We start from the raw sequence: 13,728 nt of genomic DNA, 5'->3' as shown, positions 1-13,728 counted from the left end.
GTTGCTTCGGTTAGTACGTTTAATATTGTTCATGATAGTCGTGGTAATGTTAATGCTTCCGCAAACCAGTTTCGCACGAGGGGGTAGTGGATATGCTGTCTTAGATGGTGATACGGGGCGTGTTTTATTAGCATCAAATAGTGATGCACGGTTACCAATTGCTAGCTTAACAAAAATTTGGACAGCGCTCGTTGCTATCGAAAATAGCAATCTTCAAGATGAAGTAGTTATTTCTCCGAAAGCTGCAATGGCTGAAGGTTCGTCGATTTACTTGCAGGCGGGTGAAACAGTTACGGTGGAAACACTGTTATATGGTTTGATGCTACGCTCAGGTAATGACGCAGCAACAGCCTTAGCAGAGCATGCTGGGGGATCAGTAGAAGGGTTTGTAAAGTTAATGAATGAGCGAGCCGTTGTTTCGGGTCTCACAAATACAGTATTTATGAACCCATCTGGCTTGCACCATGATGAGCATTTATCGTCTGCAAGAGATACTGCTGAGATGCTGAGAATTGCTCTGCAAAATGAAACGTTCAAGAAGATTGCCTCAACAGTTTTATTTCGTGCCAATACTGAAAACGGGATGTTATGGGAAAATAAGCACCGATTATTACGAGAAGGGTCAGGGGTTGCTAGTGACATAGATGAGAGACAACAACCTGTCAGTGCATTAAAATCAGCAAAAGGCTCAGCATTTGCTGGAAAAACAGGCTTTACAAAGGTCGCTGGTCGGACCCTCGCAACCGCCTTCCAAAAAGACGGGCAAACCTGTATTGTTGTCACCTTGAATGAATCAGATGACTGGAATGTACATCGGGGATTAGCCAGCAAAGTGTGGGAAGATTATAGTCTTGAAACAGTAGTGAAAAAAGGTAAATATAATGTGAACAAAAAGCTTGCAATACGTTTAGAGCAGCCAATTCGTTTGCAGTTAACTAGTGAGGAAAAGGCTAAAGTAAGGCAGGTATTACATGTTTCTAGGAAACGTCAGGAAGCTGTATTATCCATTTTTATCGGTGATCAGCGTATTTATGCAACGCCAGTAACTGTTGAATCAGCGGATCGTTAAAAGCGATACGCTGATTTTTTTATTTTCATTCAGCAATTTTTTTGTCGAGAAGGTTTCAGTCGATGGCGGGACACTAACTGAAATTATGGAACTCAGTCTAAGCACAACACGTCCTGCGGCTAATTATCGTGCGCGACAACAATTACATCAGTCGGGATTTATTAAATTTTTTATAAATGAAAGCGATTTGCTATTTGACGAACAGAGTATACTAGAAATAAATGAAAAGGGATAAGGGTTTTGGATATAGTGAGACTTTAATCAGTGCATCCCAACCTGTTTCCTGCCTGTTAAAGTGGATAAATTGGAAGAAAAATAGTTGATGAAAAAGTATTTAAAATAGTCTAATTATTCGTGTGTAATTAGTTTTTCTTTAATAATGCACAAAAGTATGACATAATTTTCACAGATTAGCGGGAAAAATAATCTTATTCCTAATAAATGAATGAGGTTTAAATTTTGGTGTCTAAACCAAGGTGAAAGAAAACTAGAGGTGAAAGTATGGAAAGATTACAAAAGGTCATTGCATATGCAGGAGTTGCATCAAGACGTAAGGCGGAGCAATTGATTGTAGAAGGTAAAGTAAAGGTGAACGGAGTCGTAGTGCGTGAGCTTGGTACAAAGGTTTCCAACTCAGATACGATAGAAGTGGAAGGCGTTAAGCTTGAGAAAGAAGATAAGGTTTATTATTTACTATATAAACCACGTGCAACGATATCGGCTGTAACAGACGACAAAGGACGCAAAACTGTCACAGATTTGTTTAAGCATATTCCGCAACGTATTTTCCCAGTGGGCCGTCTTGATTATGATACATCTGGTTTGTTGTTATTGACAAATGATGGTGAATTTTCGTATATGCTGACACATCCGAAGTTTAAAATCGACAAGACTTACATTGCACGTGTCAAAGGTGTTCCAACGATTGAAGGTTTAAAAAAGCTTCAACGTGGGATTAAACTAGAAGATGGAAAAACTGCGCCAGCACAAGTTAGTATGACTTCTTTTGATGAAACAGCAGGTAAGGCAATCTGTGAAATTACTATTCACGAAGGACGAAATCGTCAAGTGCGTCGCATGTTCGAAGCAATCGGTACGCCTGTTGTTAAACTGAAACGTGAGCGCTTTGCCTTTTTAGATTTATTTGGGCTAACACCGGGGGAATATCGTGAATTGACAAAGCATGAAGTGAAACAATTGCGAGTGTTAGCAGAGACGGGGAAAATTGGATAAAGTGAAATTTTAATCAGTGGGGTTCCTCATCCCCCACTGATTATTAGTGTTCACCAATCGGGCTTTTACGGGAAGTAAACCTCCCATCTAACTTCTTTACTTTCGGTTAATTTTGAGGTGGGGGTCTTGTACCTGACGTTGCGTTTTCGGTACGGATAAATGAACATTTTCTCAACAAAAGTGAATATACCACTATGTGTATAGTGATGTTTTCACTTTCTTAGTGGTGAAATCGTTCATAAATCATTCATAATTATTAGCTAAGCGTTTTTGTTTTATTTTGCTATAATAGGTGAGAATAGTACATCAAGATTAACCTGTTGAAATTGTTGCTATAGTTTATCAGGTGGTGTTAGACGCACAAGCGAATGGCAAGTATAGAATATGACAAACATACATGTTGTAAATTAGACGGTAAAATCTATACATATATCAATGTTTGTATGAAAAGCTTAGCGTCAATAGGAGTTACTCTAAGCCGTAATTGATAGGGGGGTTTATTAACTTGGAGAAAAAGAAAAAACGTCTCGTAATACGTACCATTATTTTAGCAGTGTTAGTATTAGCAATTGGTTACACGGTATACGGAACAGCAACAAAGGATAAAGTAGAGTTAATAGAAGTAGGCTCTGAAGCACCAGACTTCACGTTAGTAGATTTAAACGGTGAGAAACATAAGCTGTCTGATTATAAAGGACAGGGAGTATTTTTGAACTTCTGGGGAACATGGTGTAAGCCATGCGAGAAGGAAATGCCTGCAATAGACCGTCAGTATAAAATCTATAAAGATCAAGGTGTACAAACATTGGCTGTCAATATTGCCCAAACAGATTTTGAAGTACAGAGTTTTGTCGATAGATACGATTTAACGTTCCCAGTTGTTATTGACAAAACAAAAAGCGTTATGACTGCCTACAATGTAGGTCAATTACCTGCAACACTCCTTATTGATCCAGATGGTAAGGTGGTCAAAATTATTACTGGTGAGATGACGGAGGAAAAAATTGCTTCGTATATGGAATTAGTGAAGCCGAAATAAGGAGTAATGACTATGGAAAACATCATTTGTGCGTGTGGTCATAGTAACCCATATGGCACGAAGCTTTGTGAGAAATGTGGTCGTCCTTTAACTGAGGAAGGTAAAGAAACAAAAGTTGTAGATATGCGCTATGACGGTATGGCGATTCGTTCAAAAACGTATAACAAAACATTTATTGATAAAATTTGGAATTTCTTCTCGAGTGTCAAAGTGGGAATTACCCTCATTATTATAACGTTAGTCGCTGCGTCAATTGGAACAATTCTACCTCAAGAAATGTATGTTAATGCTCCAGAAGCTAACAAAGCAGAGTATTATGAGAAAGTGTATGGTTGGTTTGGCAAAGTCTACAATAATTTAGGACTTTCAGATTTGTACAGCACTGTATGGTTCCAAATTTTGGTAGGGATGCTTGCAATCTCTATTATTGTTGCGAGTTTAGACCGTGGTATACCATTGCATAAATCTTTGAAAAATCAACGCGTTAAACGTCATGAAAGTTTCATGAAGCGTCAACGCATCATTGCGGAAGGACAAGTGCAAAACCCTGACGAAACCCTAGATAAAGTTGAGCAAAAAATGACTGAATTAAAATATAAGGTTCGTCGCGATGGAAGTGCACTGTTAGCAGAGCGCGGCCGTTTTGCTCGGTATGGTCCATACATAAATCATGTCGGTCTTATTATCTTTTTAGCAGGTGTTATGTTGCGTTTAGTACCTGGTTTTCATGTGGATGAGACGATTTGGATCCGTGAAGGAGAAACACGAGCTATACCAGGTATGGACGGCTATTTTATTAAAAATAATGAATTTACTTTGGAAACCCATGACAATAAGCCACAGGGCGAGCAATTGGCTCAAGGTGTAAATGTTATGGCGAAAAACTACCAAACAGACGTTACATTATACAAACAACCTGAGGGTGCTCTTCCAGGGGATTTAGACAATCTTGAAAAAGTGAAGGATTACTCGATTCGTGTTAATCATCCGTTAAAAGAAAATGGTTTTGCGCTGTATCAAATGAATTATCGTCTTAATGAATTGAAGCAGATGAATTTTAATTTGGTGAATAAAGCAAATGAAGATGAATCACTTGGTCAAATTGAAATTGATTTAACGAATCCTAAAAAAGAATATGATTTAGGAAATGGTTCATCAGTTGAAATTCTTATTTACACACCAGATTTTTCTGGTTTTGAAAATGGAGAACCACAGACAAAAACATCAATACCAAATAATCCAGCATTTTTATTTAGAATGAAAACACCAGAAACTCCAAAAGGTGAAGTAAGTTTTGTAGAAATTATGAAGCCACCGCTTGAACCACTTGGTGAAAACAAATATAGAATGAAATTTGCTGGTGCAGATACACGAGATTCGTCAAACTTTACAATTCGTAAAGATAGTACAGTACCAATTTTATTTGTAGGTGGTATTATTTTCATGATTGGTGTAGTGATTGGATCGTATTGGAATCACCGACGTTTATGGTTACAGGTGGAGCCGGATGGTCGAGTGTTAATGGCTGCCCATGTGAATAAAAATATGTTCAGTATGAAAAAGGATTTAGATGCCGTTACTTCATTTGCTGAACTGCCACAATATGAAGATCAATTAGAAAAGCCTGAAGACGACGAAAAGCCTAAAAAGCATGGCATTAAAAAAAAGGAAGGTGACAGCACCTTATGAGTTTGATTGATATAAGTGGAAACTTGTTATTTGTAGCCTTTATAGCTTATTTAGTAGCAACATTATTATTTGGTGGTTCGATAAAGCAATCGAATGCTACAGGTAAAAATACTGATAAATGGGGCAAGCTTGCAATTATTGTTACAATTATTGGTTTCCTATCGCAGCTTGGTTATTTTATTACTCGTTGGATTTATACAGGTCATGCACCTGTTAGTAATATGTTTGAATTTACCACTGCGTTCGGGATGTTCATCGTAGGGGCATTCATCCTAATTTATTTTATTTATCGATTAACAGCACTTGGCTTGATAGCGTTACCAGTTGCGTTACTGATTATCGCTTATGCAGCAATGTTCCCTAATGAAGTAAGTCCATTAGTTCCATCATTACAAAGTCACTGGCTAACAATTCACGTTATTACAGCTGCTTTAGGTCAATCGATTTTAGCGATTAGTGCTGTAGCAGGACTAATTTATTTATTAAAAGTAGTTGATTTGAAAAAGCCTTCTAAACAACGTTTTTGGTTAGAAGCAGTAATGTTCTTCCTTGTGGTAGTAATTGGTTTCGTAGTTGCTACTTCAATTTATAGTGCGATGGGCTACGAGTCAAACTATACTTATGTTGATAAAGAAGGCACTGAACGTCAAATTACCTACAATATGCCGCCGCTATTTGGGATGAATGAATATAAGGCAGTAGAAGAACATGGCATGTCTCCATTAGTAGAAATGCCAGCGCTCATAAATGCCAAGAAATTAACAACTGTTGTTTGGTCATTATTAGTAGGTTCAATCCTATACCTGTTAATTCGTTTAATTGCTCGACGTCGAATTAGTGCGATTTTCCAACCATTTGTCCAAAGAGTAAATTTACATTTAGTAGATGAAATCGGTTACCGTTCAGTGTTAATTGGTTTCCCAGTATTTACGTTAGGGGCCTTAATCTTTGCAATGATTTGGGCACAACAAGCGTGGAGTCGTTTCTGGGGATGGGATCCGAAAGAAGTGTGGGCACTTATTACATGGTTGTTCTATGCAGCGTTCCTACATTTACGTTTATCTAAAGGCTGGGAAGGTGAAAAATCTGCATGGTTAGCATTAATTGGTTTCGGAATTATTCTGTTTAACTTAATTGCTGTTAACTTGATTATTGCAGGTTTACACTCGTACGCTGCAAGTTAAACTGAAATGAATCCGTTTTAAAAAAACTGATTAATTTGAGCACATATGAGATTTTTTACGTCGCTAGTAATTAGAAAGAAAGCCTTCTTGCTGTGGCAAGGAGGCTTTCTTTTCTTTTCAATATGTGCTGTACGATGTACAATAGAGGGTAGAGAAAGATTAGAAGAGAGGGATCGTGAAAGTGTCAGAAAATATTTCAGTATTAGTAGTAGACGACGAGGATCGTATTCGACGCTTATTAAAAATGTATTTAGAGCGAGAAGGGTACTTTGTTGACGAAGCAGAAAATGGTGAACAAGCGATCGAAAAATCTTTAGAAAAAGAGTATCATTGTATTTTATTAGATATTATGATGCCTGAAAAAGACGGGCTTGAAGTATGTGCGGAAATTCGCGAACGAGCAGCAACACCGATTATTTTATTAACTGCGAAAGGCGAAGAAGCGAATCGTGTACAAGGCTTCGAGCTTGGAGCGGATGATTATATTGTAAAACCATTTAGTCCTCGTGAGGTTGTCTTACGTGTGAAGGCCATATTACGTCGTTCACAAGCATTCTCACCTTCGACAAATGCATCTTCTTCAAAAGATTTAGTTGTGTTCCAACATTTAATGATTGATCATGATGCTCATCGTGTAACAGCAGAAGGTATCGAGGTAAATTTAACGCCTAAGGAGTATGAATTACTTTATTTCCTAGCGAAATCGCCAGACAAAGTATTTGACCGTGAACAATTACTAAAAGAAGTTTGGCATTATGATTTCTTTGGCGATTTACGTACAGTTGACACACATGTCAAACGTTTACGCGAAAAGCTCAACCGTGTATCTGAAAACGCTGCAAAGATGATTGTTACTGTATGGGGCGTTGGCTACAAATTTGAGGTTGTTAATGAATAGAATATGGAATAGTGTTGTCGGGAAGCTATGGGTAACCATATTGCTTCTCGTTTCATTTGTATTGTTTGTTTTCACGGTTTTAATGCTCGAGTTTCTTCAAAATTACCATATGCAGCAAGCAGAAAGCTCTTTGCGTCAAATAGCAACAACTGTTGCAAGTATAGTAGATGATAATGAAACAGCGGAGTCGACTTCTGAATTATTAAAAGAAATTTTACCTGAAAGTACGAATGCGCTTATTGCAATTAACCATGAAGCAGTATCGTTTGCTTTGCAGGAAGGTGTAAATAAAAAAGAAATACAAGATACGATACTAGCTAATAAATCTTTCCACGAAATTTTTCAATCCGATGAACCTATCATTAAAGAAATGATGATGCCGTCTTCTACAGACAAAGAAACAATGGAATCATATGTCGTGCTTGGTTTCCCATTAAATGTAGAAAATGCAGTGCACGGAGCGGTCTTTATTTATCAAAGTCCAGATGTACTACATAAAACATCGAATGAAACGACGAAAATTGTCATTTTATCTGCTGTCATTGCCTTTGTCCTTACGACATTCTTTGCCTTTTTCCTATCATCACGAATTACATCACCACTGCGTAAAATGCGTGAATTGGCGTTTGAAATTGCTAAAGGAAATTTTGAAGCGAAAATGCCGACAACACAAAATGATGAAATCGGCCAGCTTGCTGTTGCTTTTAATCAAATGGGACGACAATTGAAACACAATCTAGAAGTTATCAATCAAGAAAATGAACAGCTATCAAATATTTTGACATCGATGACTGATGCGGTTATTACGTTTAATCGTGATCGTACAATATTATTAAGCAACCCACCGGCAGAGCGTTTAATGCAAAAATGGTTTGTCAATAAAGGCTCGCAAAGTGCTAAACCAATTCCACCAGAGCTTTATCATATGCTTGACCATGTCCTGATGTTTGAGGATAAGCTTGAAGAAGAAATCGAGATGGACGGAAGTTACTATACGTTTACGATTAGCCCCCTTTATAGTGGTGAATCGATACGTGGAGCCGTTGCAGTTATTCGTGATATGACAGAGCAACATCGTTTAGAAAAACTACGTTCAGACTTTATTGCCAATGTGTCTCATGAGTTACGGACGCCAATTTCGATGCTTCAAGGCTATTCAGAGGCCTTAATGGATGATGATTTTATTCAAGATCAAGAAGAACGAAATGAGATTACCAAAATTATTTATGATGAATCAAAACGTATGGGACGCCTCGTAACAGATTTATTAGATCTTGCACGTATGGAATCTGGCCATATGACTCTTTACAAGGATGAGCTCCCAATTAATTCAACATTTGAACGTATTACTCAAAAATTTGCACAGGTTGCAAAAGAGAAGCATGTACGTCTAATATTTGACAGTGAATTTAAAGACGAAGCTATGATTAGTATAGATGAGGATCGGATTGAACAGGTGTTAACGAATTTAATTGATAATGCTCTCCGTCATACTACTGAAGGGTCAGTAACGGTAAAGGTTGAGAAAGAGCCGACTTTTTCCAAAATTTCTGTTCAGGATACAGGGCATGGCATCCCACAAGAGGACTTACCATATGTTTTTGAACGTTTCTATAAAGCAGATAAGGCACGTACACGTTCCAAAGGTGGAACTGGCCTAGGTTTAGCTATTGCTAGAAATATTGTCAAGGCTCATTCAGGCAATATTATGGTAGATAGTGTGCTGAAAGAGGGTACTACCTTCACGTTTTATTTACCATTCGATTAATACATCACTACTAAGTTCTTTCAGCGGATGCAATTATGCCGATGTATAATTGATAAAGTGGTATTAATTGGATGTAACTTCTGTGAACATTTAGACGACAAATATAATTGAACGGGGGTGGAGTGCTTTGAATGACTCCGTGTTCCATCGACTATACGATGAATACCATCAAGACGTGTTCCAGTTTCTTATTTATTTAGTAAAAAACCGTACACTTGCTGAGGATTTAGCGCACGAGGTTTATGTTCGTGTATTACGTTCATATGATCAGTTTGCAGGAAATAGCAGCGAAAAGACATGGCTTTTTGCTATTGCTAAAAATGTCGCGATTGATCATTTTAGAAAGCAGGCTGTGCGTCAAAAACATTCACTCGATTTTTTTGATTGGGAAACGGAACAGCTACATTCAACCACACCATCACCGGAAGATATGCTACAAGCTAGTGATGAATTTATGCAGGTACAATCCGCACTTGAAAACTGTACAGGTGACCAAAAAATGGTCATTATTATGCGCTACTTTCAAGATTTATCGATTGCAGAAACAGCGCAAATACTAGATTGGACAGAAGCGAAAGTAAAAACCACTCAGCATCGTGCCATAAAATTTTTAAGGCAACAGCTACAACAGGTTAGAGAACAGGAGGCGAAACGGCAATGACGCATAATCAATTTGATGATGACCAACTTGAACATGTATTAAATAATGCCCCTAAGCTTTCTGACCGCCGTTCGAAAGAAGAAGTATTAAATAGATTATTGGCAGATGCTCGCTTACAGGATAATATCCATCTTCAAAATGCCATACAACAACCAATGGATGACGAAATAATATCCAAAGAGCAACAACAAAATATTCATACGCAACAAGAAAGTACCGAAACCGCTACAACAAAGAAGAACGTACGTAAATGGCCTATTTTTCTGAGTGGTGCAGCTGTTTTCGCCCTAACAGTACTTGTGGGGTCTATGTACATGAATAATAAAGAGGTAAATATGGATCAAGCTAATGCTCCTGATATTTCTCAATATTCTACAATACAAGATAATCGGGCTGCAAAAAGCTTTGAAAATGATGACGATATTATAGAATCTGACATTGTATCAAAATATTCACGTATGATGTCACTAAGGTCATCTGTTTATGAGGAAGATTTAACAAACGCAGTGGTGTTTCGCATTGGTTTGGCAAACCGTGATAAGGAAAGTGTGCCAATGACATACATTATCCCGAACGAACGAGTTGCTACTGATTTTGGGAAAAAGAAGCCTACAACATTGCAAATGTATGAAAAGTATGCACCGCAAATTGATGAGGAAGAAAAGGGCTTTACTAATTACCACCCGTATAAAGGTGAATTGAAAGAGAAGGACGATAAACTTGTTCATGTATTGCCGAAAGAAAATGACTATGATGTTGCTTCTGCGGATAATAGCGAATACGTTGGAACAGTACAGGATACATTCTCAGACTCAGAGTATAAAGATATTGAGATTGAAATTGAAATTGATAATCCGGATGATACAGCTGATGAGTCTCCTCAGGAAGAAGGGGAGCAAAATAAGTCTATCGCACTAACAAGACAAAATCATTATAATTATTATTTATATAAAGATGAAAATGGGGCTGAGTATTTATCACCTTATTCTAGCAAGACTTATACTACTGTAACAGAAGCTCTTATCGATATGGGAAATAAAAAAGATGATGGATACGTTTCGGTCGTTCCTGAACATGTGACATACACTGTGCAAGAGGTAGCTGAAGGTGTTGTCGTTTCATTTAATGAGCCACTTGATTTAACAACAATGGATGCCGTTCGCGCAACTCAATTAATTGAAGCGATGATGCTCACTGCTGCAAGCTTTGATCAACAAGTACGTCTAGATAATGTGGTACAGGAGAGCTGGGAGGGATTTGATTTGAAAAATTTCTTACCAAAGCCTGTGGGAGCCAATAAACAATATATGCCATAAATAGCATAACGTTAAACTTCAAAATAGAAGAACAAAAAACGTATAAGTAAATTTTGGGAGCATTCTCGCCGCTATATGTGCGTGAATGCTCCTGTCCATTTATGAGCTACTTATTTAAAGCTAGGGATGATACTTGTTAAAAAGTAGACCATTTAAATAACATGATGACTCCTTGGAGCAAATCATAGCGTCACAGATGAGACTTACAGCAAGCCGATAGAGGAATGGAAAGCAACCCTGAGTTATGGTGATGAGCCAGTTTATGAGGCAAAACATACAAGTTAAATCGGGATCTTTTAACTTCTTTCAGCAAATGTTTTTTGTAGCGAAAGCAAAGCGTCAGCTACAAAAGTCTCTCACCTCTATAGGTGGTGAGATGAATGCGGTTTTAAGTAACTTTTCAGCGGGTGTCCAAAATCCGATGGAGGCATAATTGTTGAAAAGCTATTTACTTTTCCTTAATAATTCATTATAGTAAAGTTATAAAACAAAAAATATTGATTCATCTTCGGGGCAGGGTGAAAATCCCGACCGGCGGTAATAGAGTTGTAAATCGCTAATGTTACTTTTAATACATTGGCTCGAATGATTTACTAAAGACTCTTCAGCCCGCGACCTGTGCAAAGTTTTTTGCATGGCTGACTTGGTGTAATTCCAAGGCCGACAGTTAAAGTCTGGATGGGAGAAGATGGAGGTACGATCGTCATTCATTGTTATGAATTTAGCTATGTACGAGCGTTTTTTTCGATGTGTCTTCACACAGTGTTTGCTCAAAAATAGCTAATTAATGGCGTTTATTAATCATGCCTATTCTCCCTTATGCTCTTTTGCATAAGGGTTTTTTCATAATAATAATTGATAAGGTCGTGGCCTTTCTTCTTGCGAGATTGAATCAGCAAAGAGGAGAGAGTTTTCAATGAAGAAAAATTTGAAACTTCAATCGTTTATTACGATTGGTATGCTGAGCAGTATTTCGTTTTTATTAATGCTTTTTAATTTCCCAATTCCGCCATTCCCAGCATTTTTGGAAGTGGATTTCAGTGATATGCCAGCATTACTAGCTGCAATCACAATGGGACCAATAGCCGGTATTTTAGTAGAATTATTTAAAAATGTGTTGGACTGGATTTTCTCAGGCACGCCAACGGGAGTACCGGTAGGACATATGGCGAACTTTACAACGGGCATTTTATTTATATTACCAGTGAGCTTTATTTTTAATCGCTTCAAAACGGTTAAAGGTCTTGTCGGAGGTTTAGCTGCTGGAACACTTATTATGGCAGTAGGAATGAGCCTTCTGAACTATGCAGTATTTTTACCTATGTACACTTACTTTTTAGGTATGGAGCCTGTTGTAGGTGATTCACTATATAAAATGATCGTAGCTGGAATCTTGCCATTTAATATTGTGAAAGGTATTTTAATAACGGTCATCATGGCGTTACTATTCACAACAATGCGTAAATGGATTATTAATCAGCGTTCCATGTATATGAGTTAATTTCGTGAAAAAAGTATGATTTAGGATAGTGTTCAAGTAATGACACCTTATTGGACTGTTAAAGTCTAGGAGGTGTTTTTTTGTTGCTTAAATTTGCAATTGCAGATTTTTTAGAAGAAAAAGAGTTACAGAATTTAAGCAAGAATACATTAGATGGCTATAGAATATTTTTTCGTGAATTCAAACGCTGGTCGGCTGAAAACGAGGTATTAGATGCTTCAGATGTCACACATGCCCATATTAAAAGTTACTTATTATATTGTAAAAATGAACGTGGGAATAATCCAACTACGATTAATGTTAAGCTAAAAAATCTCAATACCTTTTTTAACCACTTATTGGATAACGAGTATATTAAATCTAATCCATGCAAAAAAGTAAAACGTCAAGAAACTGACTATCGTATCGAAGTATTCAAAGATTCGCATATTCGACAAATGCTTTCCTATTACAGAAGGTTGAGAAGAAAGGATCATGAATACACGGCATACAGAAATCACACTATTATTATCTTATTGCTAGGTACTGGCATTAGAGTTGGAGAATTAAGAGGGATTAAGTGGTCAGATATTGATGAACAACATTTTCAGTTATATATATTTGGGAAAAATAGAAAGCAGGAAACAGTGCCATTAACAATCAAGGTTATTGATGAGTTAAACGAGTTAAAGGTTTTTTGTACTCGCTACTTTAAAGAATTGCCAGAATACGTCTTTGTTAACAGAGATGGCTCTCAAATGGCTTATGACTCAACTAAAAGCGTGTTTAAACGTCTGCAAATAGCTATGAACTTTAAAGATGTTAGATTGTCGGCTCATACGTTTCGTCATACGTTTGCTCATCGATTTTTAGTTAATGGAGGAGACGTATTCACCTTACAAAAGATTCTCAGACACTCATCATTAAATATGTCTCAAAAGTATCTCGCATTGTGGGGATCGGCTTTAAAAGAACAGAATGACAAATACAATCCATTAAATAATTTAGACATTTAGGAAGGAGAAATCACATGAAAACAATTTTTCATGAAACTTTAAACGGTATGCGTCAAATTACAACACAATACAATCTTGAATTTAAATCAGTATCCTTTGAGGAAAATACGGTGCTTTACGATGGTAGGCAATTTAATGTAAGTCGAATGACATTGAGAAAAGATGATGTACAAGCCATGCTTCAATATTTTAATACTTTAGAGAAGTAAGCAACAAAAAAGAGGGTCAGCACTCGCAATGCTCCCCTCCAACGCTTTTAGCCATACAGGAATACAACTAAATATGAGCGTTTAACATGCCTTCATTCTACTTCAAAAAAAGTGGAAATGCAAAGGTCTAGTTTCCTATTGTCTTTTTTAGGTAAAATAAGGTCAT

At 37.2% G+C, this 13,728-nt stretch carries 13 protein-coding genes and 1 riboswitch; all 13 genes read left to right on the top strand.

Annotated elements, in window-relative coordinates:
- The first annotated feature begins 1 nt into the window (after position 1).
- Complete coding sequence (locus ACB089_RS18280) at positions 2–1,069, top strand: D-alanyl-D-alanine carboxypeptidase family protein (protein WP_374963294.1); 1,068 nt, start codon at positions 2–4, stop codon at positions 1,067–1,069.
- 501 nt (positions 1,070–1,570) lie between these two features.
- Positions 1,571–2,302 carry a pseudouridine synthase gene (locus tag ACB089_RS18275; RefSeq protein ID WP_374963293.1) on the top strand — a complete coding sequence of 244 codons (732 nt, stop codon included), beginning with the start codon at positions 1,571–1,573 and terminating at the stop codon, positions 2,300–2,302.
- 505 nt (positions 2,303–2,807) lie between these two features.
- Entirely contained in the window at positions 2,808–3,341 is a 534-nt protein-coding gene (gene resA / locus ACB089_RS18270) for a thiol-disulfide oxidoreductase ResA (protein WP_374963291.1), read from the top strand.
- A gap of 12 nt (positions 3,342–3,353) precedes the next feature.
- On the top strand, positions 3,354–5,030 hold the full coding sequence (locus tag ACB089_RS18265; RefSeq protein ID WP_374963290.1) for a cytochrome c biogenesis protein ResB: 1,677 nt from the start codon (positions 3,354–3,356) through the stop codon (positions 5,028–5,030).
- On the top strand, positions 5,027–6,214 hold the full coding sequence (gene ccsB / locus ACB089_RS18260; RefSeq protein ID WP_374963288.1) for a c-type cytochrome biogenesis protein CcsB: 1,188 nt from the start codon (positions 5,027–5,029) through the stop codon (positions 6,212–6,214). Before ACB089_RS18265 ends, ccsB begins: the two co-directional genes overlap by 4 nt.
- A gap of 181 nt (positions 6,215–6,395) precedes the next feature.
- Positions 6,396–7,112: a response regulator transcription factor gene (locus ACB089_RS18255; protein ID WP_374963287.1), complete on the top strand. Its 717-nt coding sequence runs from the start codon at positions 6,396–6,398 to the stop codon at positions 7,110–7,112.
- Positions 7,105–8,880 (top strand): ATP-binding protein, encoded by a 1,776-nt coding sequence (locus tag ACB089_RS18250; RefSeq protein ID WP_374963285.1) that lies wholly within the window; start codon positions 7,105–7,107, stop codon positions 8,878–8,880. The genes ACB089_RS18255 and ACB089_RS18250 overlap by 8 nt, the downstream gene beginning before the upstream one ends.
- A gap of 127 nt (positions 8,881–9,007) precedes the next feature.
- Positions 9,008–9,541 carry an RNA polymerase sigma factor SigX gene (sigX, locus tag ACB089_RS18245; RefSeq protein WP_374963284.1) on the top strand — a complete coding sequence of 178 codons (534 nt, stop codon included), beginning with the start codon at positions 9,008–9,010 and terminating at the stop codon, positions 9,539–9,541.
- Complete coding sequence (locus ACB089_RS18240) at positions 9,538–10,857, top strand: RNA polymerase subunit sigma (RefSeq protein WP_374963282.1); 1,320 nt, start codon at positions 9,538–9,540, stop codon at positions 10,855–10,857. Before sigX ends, ACB089_RS18240 begins: the two co-directional genes overlap by 4 nt.
- Before the next feature lie 262 nt (positions 10,858–11,119).
- Entirely contained in the window at positions 11,120–11,290 is a 171-nt protein-coding gene (locus tag ACB089_RS18235) for a hypothetical protein (protein WP_374963280.1), read from the top strand.
- Between the two features lie 67 nt (positions 11,291–11,357).
- A riboswitch (FMN riboswitch) is annotated at positions 11,358–11,551 on the top strand.
- A 222-nt stretch (positions 11,552–11,773) separates the two neighbouring features.
- Positions 11,774–12,358 (top strand): ECF transporter S component, encoded by a 585-nt coding sequence (locus ACB089_RS18230; RefSeq protein ID WP_374963279.1) that lies wholly within the window; start codon positions 11,774–11,776, stop codon positions 12,356–12,358.
- 80 nt (positions 12,359–12,438) lie between these two features.
- Positions 12,439–13,353, top strand: a complete 915-nt coding sequence (locus tag ACB089_RS18225; RefSeq protein WP_374963277.1) for a tyrosine-type recombinase/integrase — start codon at positions 12,439–12,441, stop codon at positions 13,351–13,353.
- A 14-nt stretch (positions 13,354–13,367) separates the two neighbouring features.
- On the top strand, positions 13,368–13,562 hold the full coding sequence (locus ACB089_RS18220; RefSeq protein WP_374963275.1) for a hypothetical protein: 195 nt from the start codon (positions 13,368–13,370) through the stop codon (positions 13,560–13,562).
- Positions 13,563–13,728 lie beyond the last annotated feature (166 nt).

This window comes from Lysinibacillus sp. RS10, from assembly GCF_041956855.1.
GTDB classification, from domain to species: Bacteria; Bacillota; Bacilli; order Bacillales_A; family Planococcaceae; genus Lysinibacillus; species Lysinibacillus xylanilyticus_A.
Note: the sequence above shows the minus strand (reverse complement) of the source record. Positions and strands in the feature narration are given on the sequence as shown.